Here is a 15732-nt window from a genome sequence, read left to right as displayed (position 1 = left end):
AAACCGATTAACTAAACTTTAGTAAAGTGAGTGATGGTATTGAGCAAATTAACGATTGGTATTATCGGAGCGGGAAGAATTGGACGTATGCATGCTGAGAATATCACACCGATTCCGCAAATTAGAATTAAAACAATCTCCGACATATTTGCTGATAGTGTAAGAGAGTGGGCAAAAGAACTGGGCATTGAAAATGTTGTAACAGACTATGAGGAAATACTTAATGATAATGAAATTGAAGCAATTTTAATCTGTTCACCGACAGATACACATATACCAATTATTAAACAAGCTGCTGAGAAAGGGAAACATATTTTTTGTGAAAAACCAGTTAGTTTCTCAGTAGAGGATACGGAAATAGCATTAGCGGTTGTAGAAGAAGCAGGCGTCAAAATGCAGATCGGATTCAATCGTAGATTTGATAGGAACTTCCATAAGGTTCATACAACTGTGAAAAACGGGGTAATTGGTGAACCTCATATTGTCAAAATCACTTCTCGGGACCCGGCTCCACCGCCGATTGAATATATTGAAAAATCAGGCGGGTTGTTTTTTGATATGTCAATTCATGACTTTGATATGGCTCGTTATGTAACTGGAAGTGAAGTAGTAGAAGTTTATGCTCAGGGTGATAATTTAATAGATCCGAATATAGGAAAGGCTGGAGATATTGATACTGCGGTTATTACTTTGAAATTTGAAAATGGAGCAATAGGTATTATCGATAATAGCCGTAAAGCTGTTTATGGATATGATCAACGTGTTGAAGTTTTTGGTTCTAAAGGAAGTATAACAGTTGAAAACGATCGTCCAACTAGCGCAGAAATAAGTACAGAAGAGGGAGTCTTTAAAGATAAATTAAAATACTTCTTCTTAGAACGTTATAAAGATGCGTATATTACTGAAACGTACGCATTTATTGAGTCAATTTTACACAATAAGCCACTTCTTTGTACGGGAAATGATGGTCTACAAGCAGAAAGAATAGCAAAAGCCGCAGACCTTTCATTAAAAGAGAGACGACCAGTAAAAATATTTAACGAGTCTTTAAGTACAGTGAAAAGTAATTAACCTCCGTATCTTCCTCTTAATAAATGATCATTCATTTATTAAGAGGAAATAAATCTAAAAAAGGGGTAGCTGGGATGAAAAAGTTATTCACATATCTAATTCCGACTTTTTTAGTCGTACTCATGTTAACTGCATGTAGCGAAGGAAGTGATAAAAAAGTTGAGAAGACCGATTCTACTGATGCATTAAAAGAAAAAGAAGTTTATGTTGTACTTAAAACTTTAAATACGGAATACTTTAAGTTTATTGAGGCTGGTGCAAAAGACGCGTTTGAAGATTTTGGTATTAAAGGTACAGTCATTGCTCCTTCAGAACAAACCAACTTTATGGAACAAATCAATCAACTTGAAGATGTATTAAATAAAAACACAGCAGGGCTGGTATTGACACCAAGTCAGCCAGATACTGTCGTTCCTATACTAGAAAAGTTTCATGAGAAGAATATTCCTGTTGCCCTTTTAGATAGTGATGTTGATTGGGAAAACAAGCTTACTTTCATCGGAAATGACGACCAGAACTCTGGAAAGTTGGCAGGGGAGAAATTGGCCTCGCAGCTAGAGCCAGGCGATGAGGTAGCAATACTTGAAGGGATTTCAGGCACGCCAACAAGTGCAGCACGCACTAAAGGTGCACTTGAAGCTCTCGAAGAAGCGGGGATGAAAGTAGTTGCATCGCAAGCGGCAGACTGGGATCGTTTGAAAGCCACGTCTGTGATGGAAGATATCTTACAGGCGCATCCTGAAATAAAAGGTGTGATCGGCGTTAACGATGAGATGGCCCTTGGCGCGCTGAATGCTAGTAAATCAAAAGGCAAAGAAATTATATCGATAGGGATAGACGGTATAATCGGAGCAGTTGAGTCAATCAAGGAAGGTTCATTGAATGCTTCGGTTGCTGTCAAGACGTATGACATGGGTTATAAAGGGGTAGAAAGCATTGTAAAAGCTATAAATAATGAAGCTGTAGATAAAGAAATTACGACAGAAATAGATGTTATTACAGAAGAAAATGCAAGCGAAATCCTAGGGAATCTAAAGAAAATCCTAGCTAAATAAAACTTTTCAGACTTTATTTTTTTACTATTAAGTTAAGCGCTTAACTGGCATTAGATGTTTGTTATTTACAGAAATCAAGGAGGAATTTCAAATGAATTTATTACTTAATGAAGAAAAGTTAACAGATTTAACGAAACGGGCATCAGAAGCAAGACGTTTAATTATTGAAACAGTTTATCATGCGGGTGCTGGTCATATCGGAGGACCGATGTCAGCTGTTGATGTACTTGTCAACCTATACTTCAATGAAATGAATATTGATCCTGCAGATCCACATGCAGCGGAGCGTGATCGGTTTGTATTATCAAAAGGTCATTCAGCAATTGGACTTTACTGTGTTTTAGCATTAAGAGGATACCTCCCGATAGAAGAGTTGAAAACATTTGACTCGCTGAACTCACGTCTACAAGCTCACCCTGATATGAACACATTACCAGGGCTTGATATGTCAACAGGGTCACTTGGTATGGGAATTTCCGCTGCAGTGGGAATGGCGCTTGGTGCGAAGCTCCAGAATAAAGACTACCGTACGTATTGTATGATTGGCGATGGTGAATCGCAAGAAGGTCAAGTATGGGAAGCGGCTGATGTTGCTTCGAAATATAAGCTCGATAATCTTGTAGCAATCCTTGATTACAATAAACTTCAGCAGTTTGGTTGGAATGGTGAAAATGAAGCACGGGAAATTCCGGTGCATGAACCTGAAAAACGCTGGGAGGCTTTTGGCTGGAACGTGATCAGTATTGATGGTCATAATCCGGAAGAAATTAGTTCAGCTTTTGCTGAAGCACGTAAAGTGACTGGAAAACCTACAATTATTATTGCCAATACGATAAAAGGTAAAGGTGTAACCTTTATGGAAAATGCATATTTATGGCACTCACGTATTCCAACAGATGACGAATTAACTGGAGCAGTAAAAGAACTAGAAAAGGGGTTTGACAAATGAAAAGTACTCAATTGGCGGAAAAAGTATCAATGAGAGATGTATTTGGTGAAACATTATTGCAATTGTCAGTGGAAGATGAAAAGGTCTACGCATTGGATGGTGATTTAGCGAATTCTACAAAAGTGGATACGGTCGCTTCAAATAATCCAAAGAAGTTCTTACAAATGGGCATTGCAGAGCAAAATATGATGAGCGTTGCGGCAGGGTTGGCTTCAACAGGATTGCAGCCTTGGGCTACTTCATTTGCTGCCTTTTTATCTAAACGATCGATTGATCAAATACAAGTACAAATTGCTCAACCCAATTTAGACGTCAAAATAATTGGTGCCTACAGTGGTCTATTGACAGGATTGACAGGAAAAACACATCAGGCGTTAGAGGACTTGGCTATTTTCCGTACACTTGTAAATATGACGGTGTTAGCGCCGGCAGACGGTGTAGAAGTCAAAAAGATGATGGAAGCTGTCCACGAGTATAAAGGACCGGTCTACATCCGCTTGGCTCGTGATCCATACCCGACTATTTTTGATAATGATTACAAGTTTGAAATTGGGAAAGCAGTTCTACTAAAAGAAGGCACAGATATCACAATTATATCAACCGGAACACAAACAAGCCGTTCACTCGAAGCGGCGGAACAACTTGAAGCGGATGGTATTTCAGTATCGGTCTTGCATATGCCTACAATTAAACCGCTTGATAAAGCAGCTATCGTAAAAGCTGCAGAAGCAACGGGCGTAATCGTTACAGCTGAAGAGCACAGTATTTACGGAGGACTTGGCAGTGCAGTTGCAGAAGTACTCGTTGAGGAAAAACCAGTACCTATGTTACGCGTAGGGGTAAAAGACAGGAACTCTGAATCAGGTCCTAATGAAGAAATGTTGGAAAAGTATGAAATCTCACCTCGCCATATTGTGAAAGCCGTTAAAGAAGCATTGAAGAAAAAAGGTCTTTGATAAAATTTTTTCTAAGTAATATGGGATATTGAATTTTCTAATGAATTTATAAAAGGTCAAACAAAAGGGAGTCAGCACCATGAGCCAGACGTTATTGTCTGGTCTATGGTTAGGTTCTTACCTGATTACTGAAGTTTGACTAAGAAAACAACCAGTTAAGCAATATAAAAGATTGGAGATAATGATATGCAAACAAACCAAGTGAAAGAAAGATTGTTGATCGATGGTGAATGGGTCTCTACTAAGGAAACACATAAAATCTACAATAAATTTACAGGTGAACTTTTTTCAGAAATTAGTGTGGCAAGTGAAGAGTTAGTCGATCGGGCAGTTACCGCCGCCGTGACAGCCTACAAGAAAGTAGCATTTGCACCAGATGAGCGATATAGAGTATTAATGCGTGTCGCACAATTATTGGAGCAGAATAGTGAACAGTTTGCCAAAATGATTGCCGAAGAAGGTGGTAAGCCTATTACCGATGCTAGAACAGAAGTAAAAAGATCGGTGGCTACATTCCAGATGGCAGCTGATGAAACAAAGAAACTTGTAGGGGAAATTATCCCAAACTATAACGCGCAAGGTCGCTTTCTTTATACTATAAAAAAACCGATCGGTGTGGTAGCCGCCATTACACCATTTAATTTTCCATTAAATCTGGTTGTTCATAAAGTTGCTCCATCTCTTGCTGCAGGTAACCCTGTTATAATTAAGCCGGCCTCTGACACTTCAACAATTACTGTTAAGCTATGTGAATTGTTGGAAGAAGCGGGTGTTCCAAAGGGCTATGCTCAATGTGTGATCGGCAGCGGTAGAACGGTGGGAGAACAACTTTTAAATGATCAGCGAATCGCACACTATACATTTACAGGATCTCCAGGTGTCGGCAAACATATCCAAAAAACAATCGGTTTGAGAAAAGCCACCTTAGAACTCGGCTCTAACTCTGCGACGATCGTTCATGATGATGCGGATGTTGAAAAGGCAGCCGATAAACTGGCAAAAATGGCGTTTGCTCATGCTGGGCAGATTTGTATTTCGGTACAACGAATTTATGTTCAAGAATCCGTACTTGATCGATTTATGGAGAGATTTTTAGATGAAGTTTCACGTTTGAAAGTAGGAGATCCATTAAATCCTGACACGAATGTTGGTCCGATGATTAGCGAAGTTGAGGCGGAACGTGTAGAAAGTTGGGTAGAAGAGGCTAGGCAAGAAGGGGCCAATATCGTAACAGGCGGTAAGCGGACAAAGAATCTTTTTTCCCCGACTGTAATCACGAATGTTAAAAAGGGAATGAAAGTAGTCGACGAAGAATTATTTGCGCCGGTTGTTACAGTTTCAAGCTATAAAACAATCGAAGAAGCGATAGATCTAATCAACGATTCCAAATATGGCTTACAAGCAGGCATATATACGGCTGACTTGAATTTATCTTATCGAATTCCTTATTTACTTGAAGTTGGCGGAGTTGTCATTAACGATACATGTTGTTATCGGACAGATCAGATGCCTTATGGAGGCGTGAAAGAAAGTGGAAACGGTAAAGAGGGACCAGCATATGCTATTCAGGAACTTGTTGAAACCGTTACTGTGGTCGTCAATATAGAAGAATAACATAAAGTAAAGAAGGATGGATCAGAAATGGATATATTCAAAGTAGCGGTAATCCCAGGCGATGGTATCGGACCCGAAGTAATTGAAGAAGGTATTAAAGTGATGAAAAAAGCTGCTGAATTGGATGGACGTATGCAATTCGAATTTACGTACTTTCCATGGGGATGCGAATATTACTTAGAGAATGGAAAGATGATGGCCGATGATGGAATCGAGCAGCTTAAGTCGTTTGACGCTATTTATCTCGGCGCTGTCGGATTTCCTGGGGTGCCCGATCACATATCACTTTGGGACTTATTATTACGAATTCGGAAAGACTTTGATCAGTATGTAAATATCCGCCCAATAACACTATTGAACGGTGCCCCATGTCCACTTGTTGAGGAGAATAAAGAAAACATCGATATGCTGTTTATCCGTGAGAACAGTGAGGGCGAATATGCAGGTGCAGGTGATTGGCTTTTTAAAGGAAAGCCGGAAGAGGTTGTTTTACAAACGGGAGTCTTTTCCCGAAAAGGTACAGAACGAATTATTCGCTATGCTTTTGAAGAAGCAGTCCGGTTAGGGAAATCAGTGACCAGTATCAGTAAAGCGAACGCATTGAATTACTCTATGGTGTTCTGGGATCAAGTATTCGAGGAAGTGAGCAAAGAGTATCCGCAAGTTAAAACATACTCCTATCTTGTAGATGCCGCAGCCATGCACATGATTAAAGATCCGAAACGCTTTGAGGTGGTAGTCACGTCAAATTTATTTGGTGACATTTTAACGGATATCGGCGCAGCGCTAGCAGGAGGAATGGGTCTTGCTGCGGGAGCAAACATTAATCCAGAAAAAGTTTATCCGTCGATGTTCGAGCCAATTCATGGTTCAGCTCCTGATATAGCTAAACAGGGCATTGCCAATCCGCTTGCTGCTATCTGGTCTGCAAGTCAAATGTTTGATTTTTTCGGATACGAAGATATCGGAGAAAGCTTGCTTACAGCGATTGAGAAAGTGATGGAAGAGAAAACAGTTATGACGCCAGATCTAGGTGGAAATGCCACTACTTCTGAAGTAGGAGACCGTATCGTCAAACAATTAGAAGAAAAACATGCGCCCACCATTTTAAAATAACAAAACTAGCAAGAGTAATATGAATCATTTTATATTCAGTTAAGACTGGTGATATCTTCAGACAAAGCACCCGTCTTTATAAGCCCAAGGAGGAATTTTAGATGGCATTAGTTTCAATGAAGGAAATGATGAATAAAGGGAAAAAAGCAGGGTATGCAGTCGGTCAGTTTAACGTGAACAATTTGGAGTATGCTCAAGCCATTTTACAAGCCGCCGAAGAGGAAAAGTCGCCTGTAATTCTCGGTGTATCGGAAGGGGCAGCGCGTTATATGGGGGGCTTTACAGTAGTCGTTAATATAGTAAAGGGGCTTATGCATGATTATGGAACGACCGTCCCTGTAGCAATTCATTTGGATCATGGTTCTAGTTTCGAGAAATGTAAAGCAGCAATCGATGCGGGCTTTACATCTGTCATGATTGATGCTTCTTCTAAGCCACTCACCGAAAATATTGAACTAACGAATAAAGTGGTCATGTATGCACATGAACGTGGTGTTTCTGTAGAAGCTGAACTGGGTGTTGTAGGTGGGGAAGAAGACGATGTCGTTGCGGACGGTGTTATTTATGCTGATCCGGTGGAATGTAAAAAGCTTGTGGACAATACGAATATCGATTGCCTTGCACCCGCACTCGGCTCCGTCCACGGACCTTATAAAGGAGAACCGAATCTTGGTTTTGAGGAAATGGAAATTATCTCAAATCAGTCCAACTTGCCTTTAGTGCTGCATGGGGGAACAGGGATCCCGACAAAAGATATTCAGCGCGCGATTTCATTAGGTACTTCTAAAATAAATGTTAATACAGAAAATCAAATCGAGGGAACGAAAGCGGTACGAAACGTTCTATTGGAAGATCTGAATGTGTATGATCCTCGAAAGTATCTAGGACCGATGCGAGAAGCGATTAAAGAAACTGTAATCGAAAAAATGCGTGAGTTTGGAAGCTCTCAACAAGCATGAATTCATTTAGCAAGAAAAGAAGCATATGAACACCCCCTTGAGGCTACCCCATTCTGAGGGGATGTAGTAGTCACAAGGGGGTTTATTGTGTCAAAGGAATGTAGGATTAGATGATCAGGTATCATTTATCCTTTGAAAAAGAAAAATAATTAATACATTCTGGAGGTGTAGGGCGTTGAGGTCAGTAGAAAAAAAGCAAGACAACGAGATTAGCTTGAAAGACCATATTAATTTTATTGCAGTGATATTTTGTTTTTGGTTTACCATTTATATTTATGCACCTGTTTTCGGTGTATATCTGCAGTCGATTAATTTTTCCTATTCCACGATCGGGATTATTTTGGGGAGTTATGGAATTACACAGGTTCTACTTAGATTACCGCTTGGTATCTTATCAGACCGATTGCATAATATTCGCAAGCAATTATTAGTTGGCAGCTTTGTTATAGCACTTTTGAGCAGTTTACTATTGGTCTTTTTTGACTCTGTTATGATGATATTAATTGCTCGCCTGCTTGCAGGGATCACGGCATCTATGTGGGTGATGGCTACAGTGCTGTACGCCTATTATTTTAGTGCAGATAAATCTGCAAAAGCGATGGGGATTTTGCAGTTTGTGACAGTCTCAACTCAGTTTTTAAGCATGACAATCAGCGGTTATCTTGTTCATTTATTCGGTTGGCATTTTCCATTTTGGATTGGAGCGGCTGCATCAATAATTGGTATTTACTTTGCCTGGAATATTAAAGTGGTGTCAATTGAAAAAGTGACGACTGCAAAATCAAATATTGGATTACATATAAAGAAAACGATCATGATTCCACAAATAAAAATGTTGACATTCTTATCATTGATTGCACATGCAATTTTATTTATTACTATTTTTGGATTTAGTTATATTATAGCGGATTCTCTCGGAATACCGGAAAAATCTTTTATTTGGCTAACGTGTGCATTTTTCATCCCCCATGCGCTAGCTTCATTAGGACTTGTCTTTTATAAAATGAACAGCCGCTATAATAAAATTGTACTGTCTAGTAGCTTCGGTCTTACAGGGTTGTTTATTGTGCTCGTCCCATTAGCAAGCTCTTTATTTACACTTAGCATTCTTCATGTGGGAAGCGGTTTAACATTAGGATTAATCTTTCCACTTTTACTTAGTGAAGTTGTCAGAGTTAGTCCGAAAGATTTGAAGATGTCTGCAATGGGTTTCTTTCAGTCTTTTTATGCGTTGGGTATATTTTTCGGTCCTTTACTAGCGGGTATAATCGCAGAAAGCATCGGGTTGCATGAAGTATTCATGTATACTGGTATGCTTTCATTAGGAGCAACCGTTATTGTTATTGTATTGTTTAAGTGACTCACTCAAATAGATTCCAATGCTCAGTGAGAATTCTGGATTCATCCTCTCTAAAGGTATTCAGCAATCTTATAAACCAATGTATCGAATAATTCGCCTTCAATATATTGCAGGAATGCCCATTCTCCCGCCTCTGGTATTTGTACATTGGAGGGGGTATGTGCATCCGCTCCATTGTTTTCTCCCGAAAGACCGATTGTCCAGCCAGATGTTAAAACCTGATGGACCGTTCCCGTTTCTCTATGATAACCGATCACTGTAAATTTTTTATTTACTGGGTTTTCTAATCCCCACAAATGCCACATCCATTTTTGAGTTTGCAGGCTTGGCATATCAATGCCAATGACTCCAGATTTATTTTCATTCCCAATCATTTGATCCGAAAGACGAACTGCTTTATGATCCCAATCGATACTGTCAAAATCCGTTTCTTTTACAAAGTCGGGTATGTCTTCAGGCAGTTTCAATATACTTTCCTCTTTTTGAGAACACCCGGAAACTAGAAGAAGTAGAGTCAAGAAAATTAAAAGCTTGTATGTTAAATGCACTAATTTTACCTCCTAACAGAATATTAATCTTAATAATCTGATTATACTGTAATGGTAAGGGGAATTCATTATAATAACCTAGAAGTATTGGGTGAAATGCTGAAAGTGGAAGAACAGCTCCCGATGCAAGTAGATGAAAGAAATATAAGGGGAATTCGAGTGTACCTATACTAAAACCAGAAATATTGGGAGAGAAATTTATGCCGGTTCAATTTTTAAAAATTGCAGCAAACGATGCATAGTATTAAAATTTGGAGGTGATCCTATTGGATTATTTTGCGGTAACCACACTTATCTTAGTTATTATTATGGTTCTTGCCCGCGTTGCGATCTTGCGGAAAAAGGAATCGAAGCTATGAAGTTTGGGGAGTTGGATAAAAAGGATTATATCGTAATTCCATTTGTTCTATTGTATTTTTATATTATAGTGACATCTGTTCTTGACCTCCCAATACTAGGAAGTTTTTTATTTAACAACAAAATTATAAGTTGGATAGGTATTGCATTTTGTATAATTGGACTTATCCTATTTTTGCTTAGTTTAATTGCTTTTGGCAAAAGCTTTCGTGTAGGAATAGATAAGGATCATCCAGGAGAGCTTATCACATCAGGTGTATTTTCCATCAGCAGAAATCCGATTTATTCGGCATTTTTGTTTATCTTGTCAGGAATATTTTTAGTCATCCCAAATTGGATATTGTTGCTGTATCTAATTGTCGGGTTTTGGTTTATTAATCGTCAGGTTCTTCGTGAAGAAGGTTCTTTGGAAGAAATTTATGGTGATGAATACAATCGATATCGAAAAAAAGTTCGTAGGTATCTTTGAGAAGAGTGACTATACGAGAACGCTAATTGAATAGTTCAGTATGCTCTTCTTTTTTTAGAGAGTCATTTGAATTTATAGGGAGGGTTTTTTTATGTTGGCCTATCTAACCATTTTCTCTGTGTTCGTGTTTACAGTAGTAATGAGTGCTGCTATTGGATTTTTGTTTTACCAAGTAATTTACAAGTTTTTACCCTCCACAGCGATCAAAAATGTGTTAGGAGCGGGGCTAACAGTACTCATCAGCTGTATCATGACAAAGCTGTTATTGTTAGGAGCGTGGTATTTTTACGTGGCTACGAGCGGAGTCGCGTTTATTTTCTATGTTGTATTCATTGTCTTGTCGGGCAATGAATTGTTTAACTTTAGAAATAATCATAAAAATTAATTACTGGAAGTATGCCGCTATTAAGTGCGTTCTGGAACACAGTTTTAGTCAGTCAGAGCATATTGCAGAACAACATATAAGAAATATGAAGGGAATTGGAAGACGTGAAAATGGTTATTAGGAAACTTAATGAAGGCGAAAAAACTCCAATGGAATTATTGTTATTGGCTGATCCTTCACGAGAAATTATTGAAGAGTATGTCACTAGGGGTGAGTGTTTTATAGGTGAGGTCGAACAGCAGACGATTGGAGCCTATGTATTGCTTCCAACAAGACCTGAGACGGTCGAGCTGGTGAATGTTGCGGTTATTGAAAGTCAACAAGGTAGAGGGATTGGCAAACGGTTGGTGTTGGATGCAATAAAGATAGCTAAGACAAAAGGCTACAAAACCATTGAAATAGGAACAGGAAATTCAAGCATTGGGCAACTGGCTCTTTATCAAAAATGCGGATTTAGAATAACTGGTGTAGATATGGACTTTTTCGTTAGGCATTATTCTGAGAAAATCTTTGAAAATGGTATTCAATGCAGAGATATGGTTCGTTTATCTCAAGATTTATAGGTGAACAAGTTTTCAACAAACAGATGCACTAGTTGAACAAGGAATACATATTTATAGGAGAATTTGGAGTCATGCATGAACTTCTTAAAGAAATATACGCTCCAAGTAAGGCGTATAAAGTTGAAATTAATAAACGTTCACGAGACGGGCTATTAGAGATAGATGTTTATTTGTGGGATAGTGAATGGGACACTTGGATACAAAAATCTACTGGCTTTTCACTCACCGACAACTTAAAAAGTGCAACGGTAATTGCCAAGGAAAAACTGAGAGTTTATTCAGGCGAGATCATTGAATAAAATAGGTAGTTGGAAAGCAATTTTTTTAGCCACAAAAAGCATAAATACTTATGTCGTTAATGGGGGCAGGAATATGAATGAACGAAAAATGCTCTTAAAACAGAAGCTAAGAATCAACAAACAAAAAAGTCTAAGGGTAGAATTAATGAAACTTCTGCCTCCAGATATGTCTGTTGTTATTGAGAAAAGCGAATTGATCACTTCTCCGGAATTAGAAAAAATACTAGAAAAAGTTCATGAAAAATGGAACTTTGATTTGCATAAAAATGATTTTGCGCTTACTTATAGCGATTTCAGAAAGGAATTTAGTTGGGAACAAGAGGTTATGGAGTATGTTCAAGGGTGTGCTATTGCAGAGAAAAAAGTTTATTTATTTTTAGGAGGGATAGATGATAGTCCAATATTTCTGGTTGATGGAAAATGGATAGTAAGAAATTTTAGCGTTTTATGGAACTGTATAAACTATGATGATATATGGATTATTGGTCAAGATTTCAGCTATGGTGTTCTAGTTTCCCGTTATGGAGGATATGTAGAACACGACCCTAACCCAAAAGAAATTATGTATGCAATTACTAAATGGGGTATTAAAAAATAAACTATGTAATAATAAATAGGTAAAAGAAATAACGACTAGGGAGAGGGGAATGAAAATGGATGTGAGATATCCAATTGGGAGATTACAAGTTCCTGAAAATGTGACATTAGAAAATATTCAAGGATGGCTAAAGGAAATCGAAACTTTCACGATTCGATTAAGGGGAACTGTCGCTTCATTAAGTGATGAAGAATTGAGCAGAACCTATCGTGACGGGAGCTGGACAGTTCGTCAACTGGTTCATCACATTGCAGATTCTCAGTTGAATATGTATCAACGTTTGAAGCTGGCTTTAACAGATGAGAATCCAACAGTAACAGCTTTTGACGAAGAAAAATGGGCTGTTCAACCGGATACAAGGCTTCCTGTAGAAAGTTCTATTCAAATGCTAGAAGGTATAAATGAGCGTATCGTATTTTTAGGAAATAATTTAACTGAAGAGCAATTGGATCGTGCGTTTATTCATCAGATAGATGGTAAAATAACAGTTGCTGCAAAAGTGGCAAAGTTAGCATGGCACGAAGAGCACCACTTAGCTCATATAAAAATCGCTTTATCAAACTAATACAATATGTACGAAAGTGGCGTATCGAACTTTGATAAGCCACTTTTTAAAAACAAAAAATAATTCAGCGATTTTTTCAATTAAAGGGCGTCTTTCTGAAGCAAGATACGTGCTTTGACTAAGATACTATAAAAATCATCCTTATTTTAAATATTTTTGAATTGTGGTAATATATATATTAATTAAAAAGCGATGAAGAGAAGAGTATATGTGCTTAAGCATGACAGAGAACTCCGTTAGCTGCGAAGGAGGATGTACAAGTACATGGAACCAAGCCTCAGAGCTGCCATAGGATATTGTCTTCATGATATTGATTATGTGCCGGTTTCTCCCGTTATCGAGATAGAGTATATCCTACATTACACAGTAGGCGTACTTGAAAAGGTTTTTGTGGCAACACAAGAACAAACTGGGGTGGCACCGCGAACTTCTAAATTCAGGGAGTCTCGTCCTCAAGTCTAATGACTTGGGGGTGGGATTCTTTTTTACTGTCTATAAACAATGAATTTAGGAGTGGATAAGATGTTGAAATCTAGTAAGTGGAAAAACCCCTTATTACTGCTGTTAGGTATTGGCGTATCCAATCTGGGTGCCTGGATTTATTTAATTGCTCTGAACCTGATTGTATTAGATATGACAGGTTCCCCATTGGCAGTTTCCGTTCTTTATATCCTAATACCCTTTGCTGCTTTGTGTACAAATTTTTGGGCGGGGAGTTTTATTGACAGGTTAAATAAAAGGAATTTAATGATTTTTCTCGACTTAATCAGAGCAGTTTTTATATTCCTACTCCCATTTATGGATTCACTGTTTTTCATCTATCTATTGGTTTTTATCATCAATATTGCGAGTTCTATTTTTGAGCCTGCATCTATGGTTTATATGACGAAGCTTATACCGAAGACAGATCGACAAAGATTTAATGCGCTTAGAAATTTTATTAATTCAAGCGGGTTTATACTAGGACCTTCCATTGCAGGTTTTTTGTTTATTATAGGTTCTCCATATCTTGCTATTCAGCTGAATTCTCTAGCATTATGTATGTCGGCTATAGTAATCTTTTTACTTCCCAATTTAGAATTAAGCGAGGAAACAGTTAGAGCCGAAAAAGTGAGCATTAAAGTAATCAGGAATGATTGGAGAGAAATTCTAAGTTTTAGTAAATCAAACATGCATATTACATTGGTTTATGTTCTCTTTAGTGGAATTACAGTATTTATGACAGCGTTAGATTCATTAGAAGCCGCATTCGCAACAAAAGTTCTCCTGTTATCTGAAAGTTCTTATGGATTTCTGGTAAGTATCGCGGGAATAGGAATTATAATAGGCTCATTAACAAACGCTTTATTCGCTGGTCGTTTAAAAACGAACATCCTTATCGGCGTAGGTGCAATTTTTACACCAATCGGTTATTTGATCTTTGCATACTCACAAGATTTTACTTGGGCAGCTATAGGATTTTTAACATTAACATTCGCAATATCATTTGGGAATACTGGTTTTTTAACATTTTATCAAAATAATGTATCGGTCCATATCATGGGGAGGTTTTCAAGTATCTTTGGCATATTAGAGGCATTATTAATCATTCTATTTACTGCGGCAGTTGGTGTTCTTGCTGAGTCGTATGAGATTCGGTTCATATATAGTATAGGTTCCTTCGCCTTTTTGATTCTAGGAATTATTATGAGTATAGTTGTTTTGGATAAAACAAAAAAGGCTTTTTATTAAGTTGTTCCGTACAGAGTGCGTCTCCAGAATTACAATATCTTATATCAACTTTCCGAATTAAATTACTATTCGGTATAATGAGTGAAGAGGAGGGACTGCTATGAGAAGTTTTAGTGTTTTGTCAACTCTATTTGCAATTATTGGTGTTCTGTTAATTGGTTTCTCATATATTTTTAAGGAATCTTTTGAACTCCTTATGGTCTTAGGGCTTGGTTCGTTAATTGTTGGATCGTTTCTATGCTTTTGGGCAATGGTTAGGGGAGAAAAGGGTGCGGCAAAGTTTTCATCAGTGGTTGCGTTTTTTTTATTAAGTTTCATAATTATTTGGACAGAACCATTTCAAATTATCCGCGTATTAACTTGGATGAAAAATTAGAGTTTTGAAAAAGGAAAGCCTACTTACAAAATAGGCTTTCCAATGATGGTTTATGAAATCAGTTTTAATCCGATTGCTGCACCTAGAACCAGTGCAATGAAAAACATTCTTTTCGAATCTTTTGGTTCACCGTACAGAACCATTCCTAAAATCGCACCGCCCGAAGCCCCAATTCCTGTCCAAATGGCGTAGGCTGTTCCCATAGGTAATGTTTTCATTGAATGAGCAAGGAATAGAAAACTTGCTCCGAATCCCGCCACCAACAAAACAAATGCCTGCCAGTTTCGATCCTTGTGCAACTTATTGATCATGGCAACACCAAACATTTCAAATAAACCTGCAACCACTAAAGAAACCCATGCCATTACAACTCATCTCCTTCTGGAACAGGATTTTTCGTCACTAATTTCAAGCCAATAACCCCACCCAATAAAACCATGACCAAAACAATTTTCGCTATTTTAAACGATTCACCAAAAAATATGATGTCTGCAAATACTGTTCCAGCAGTTCCTAGTCCTACAAAGACGGCGTAGACTGTTCCTACAGGAAGTTTTTCCCCTGCCATAATCATCAGGTAAAAACTAACGACGATACAAACAACCGTCCCTGTCCACTCCCAAAAGTTGTTTGCATGCTTTAATCCAATAACCCAACCAATTTCAAAAAAAGCTGCAATGATTACTTTGATCCAATCTGTATTCATATACAGAACACCTCCTGTTATTTTTTCTGCAAAATAAAAAAACCTGGAAAAAACT

At 38.0% G+C, this 15732-nt stretch carries 20 protein-coding genes; 17 read left to right on the top strand and 3 right to left on the bottom strand.

The window, feature by feature from the left end; translation table 11 throughout:
* Positions 1–39: 39 nt before the first annotated feature.
* The 8 genes from iolG (at position 40) to B5D59_RS12415 (ending at position 9080) form a co-directional block, all read left to right on the top strand.
* The gene (iolG, locus tag B5D59_RS12450) at positions 40–1071 is read left to right on the top strand and encodes an inositol 2-dehydrogenase (protein WP_139366014.1); all 1032 of its coding nucleotides are present in this window, start codon (positions 40–42) and stop codon (positions 1069–1071) included.
* A gap of 74 nt (positions 1072–1145) precedes the next feature.
* Entirely contained in the window at positions 1146–2126 is a 981-nt protein-coding gene (locus tag B5D59_RS12445) for a sugar ABC transporter substrate-binding protein (RefSeq protein ID WP_176132582.1), read from the top strand.
* Positions 2127–2217: 91 nt separating this feature from the next.
* Entirely contained in the window at positions 2218–3075 is an 858-nt protein-coding gene (locus B5D59_RS12440) for a transketolase (RefSeq protein ID WP_078818184.1), read from the top strand.
* The gene (locus B5D59_RS12435) at positions 3072–4031 is read left to right on the top strand and encodes a transketolase family protein (RefSeq protein ID WP_078818183.1); all 960 of its coding nucleotides are present in this window, start codon (positions 3072–3074) and stop codon (positions 4029–4031) included. Before B5D59_RS12440 ends, B5D59_RS12435 begins: the two co-directional genes overlap by 4 nt.
* Before the next feature lie 186 nt (positions 4032–4217).
* Positions 4218–5645, top strand: coding sequence for an aldehyde dehydrogenase family protein (locus tag B5D59_RS12430; RefSeq protein ID WP_078818182.1), 1428 nt, complete (start codon positions 4218–4220; stop codon positions 5643–5645).
* 27 nt (positions 5646–5672) lie between these two features.
* Positions 5673–6761: a tartrate dehydrogenase gene (locus tag B5D59_RS12425; protein WP_078818181.1), complete on the top strand. Its 1089-nt coding sequence runs from the start codon at positions 5673–5675 to the stop codon at positions 6759–6761.
* Positions 6762–6862: 101 nt separating this feature from the next.
* Positions 6863–7720, top strand: a complete 858-nt coding sequence (fba, locus tag B5D59_RS12420) for a class II fructose-1,6-bisphosphate aldolase (RefSeq protein ID WP_078818180.1) — start codon at positions 6863–6865, stop codon at positions 7718–7720.
* 175 nt (positions 7721–7895) lie between these two features.
* Positions 7896–9080, top strand: a complete 1185-nt coding sequence (locus B5D59_RS12415) for an MFS transporter (protein WP_078818179.1) — start codon at positions 7896–7898, stop codon at positions 9078–9080.
* Positions 9081–9130: 50 nt separating this feature from the next.
* Here B5D59_RS12415 and B5D59_RS12410 read toward each other — a convergent pair whose 3' ends face one another.
* A complete protein-coding gene (locus tag B5D59_RS12410) occupies positions 9131–9547 on the bottom strand; it encodes a hypothetical protein (RefSeq protein WP_342746531.1) in 417 nt (138 codons plus the stop codon).
* Between the two features lie 436 nt (positions 9548–9983).
* Between B5D59_RS12410 and B5D59_RS12405 the strand changes: the two genes are divergently transcribed.
* The 9 genes from B5D59_RS12405 to B5D59_RS12365 all read left to right on the top strand — a co-directional run bounded on the left by B5D59_RS12405 (position 9984) and on the right by B5D59_RS12365 (position 14971).
* The gene (locus B5D59_RS12405) at positions 9984–10454 is read left to right on the top strand and encodes a methyltransferase family protein (protein ID WP_217698592.1); all 471 of its coding nucleotides are present in this window, start codon (positions 9984–9986) and stop codon (positions 10452–10454) included.
* Between the two features lie 91 nt (positions 10455–10545).
* Positions 10546–10839 (top strand): hypothetical protein, encoded by a 294-nt coding sequence (locus tag B5D59_RS12400; protein ID WP_009497931.1) that lies wholly within the window; start codon positions 10546–10548, stop codon positions 10837–10839.
* 110 nt (positions 10840–10949) lie between these two features.
* Positions 10950–11402 carry a GNAT family N-acetyltransferase gene (locus B5D59_RS12395; protein WP_078818177.1) on the top strand — a complete coding sequence of 151 codons (453 nt, stop codon included), beginning with the start codon at positions 10950–10952 and terminating at the stop codon, positions 11400–11402.
* Between the two features lie 71 nt (positions 11403–11473).
* A complete protein-coding gene (locus B5D59_RS12390; protein ID WP_078818176.1) occupies positions 11474–11701 on the top strand; it encodes a hypothetical protein in 228 nt (75 codons plus the stop codon).
* Between the two features lie 73 nt (positions 11702–11774).
* Entirely contained in the window at positions 11775–12299 is a 525-nt protein-coding gene (locus B5D59_RS12385; protein ID WP_078818243.1) for a hypothetical protein, read from the top strand.
* A 55-nt stretch (positions 12300–12354) separates the two neighbouring features.
* On the top strand, positions 12355–12864 hold the full coding sequence (locus B5D59_RS12380; RefSeq protein ID WP_078818175.1) for a YfiT family bacillithiol transferase: 510 nt from the start codon (positions 12355–12357) through the stop codon (positions 12862–12864).
* A 264-nt stretch (positions 12865–13128) separates the two neighbouring features.
* Positions 13129–13326 (top strand): hypothetical protein, encoded by a 198-nt coding sequence (locus tag B5D59_RS18720; protein ID WP_040759380.1) that lies wholly within the window; start codon positions 13129–13131, stop codon positions 13324–13326.
* A gap of 51 nt (positions 13327–13377) precedes the next feature.
* The gene (locus tag B5D59_RS12370) at positions 13378–14595 is read left to right on the top strand and encodes an MFS transporter (RefSeq protein ID WP_040759677.1); all 1218 of its coding nucleotides are present in this window, start codon (positions 13378–13380) and stop codon (positions 14593–14595) included.
* A gap of 100 nt (positions 14596–14695) precedes the next feature.
* Complete coding sequence (locus B5D59_RS12365; RefSeq protein WP_078818174.1) at positions 14696–14971, top strand: hypothetical protein; 276 nt, start codon at positions 14696–14698, stop codon at positions 14969–14971.
* 50 nt (positions 14972–15021) lie between these two features.
* Here B5D59_RS12365 and B5D59_RS12360 read toward each other — a convergent pair whose 3' ends face one another.
* Positions 15022–15336 (bottom strand): DMT family transporter, encoded by a 315-nt coding sequence (locus tag B5D59_RS12360; protein ID WP_078818173.1) that lies wholly within the window; start codon positions 15334–15336, stop codon positions 15022–15024.
* Entirely contained in the window at positions 15336–15677 is a 342-nt protein-coding gene (locus B5D59_RS12355; protein WP_078818172.1) for a DMT family transporter, read from the bottom strand. The genes B5D59_RS12360 and B5D59_RS12355 overlap by 1 nt, the downstream gene beginning before the upstream one ends.
* Positions 15678–15732 lie beyond the last annotated feature (55 nt).

Origin of the sequence: Sporosarcina newyorkensis, assembly GCF_900167515.1 — a bacterium.
GTDB classification, from domain to species: Bacteria; Bacillota; Bacilli; order Bacillales_A; family Planococcaceae; genus Sporosarcina; species Sporosarcina newyorkensis.
This window is presented reverse-complemented; position numbering and strand designations above follow the sequence as displayed.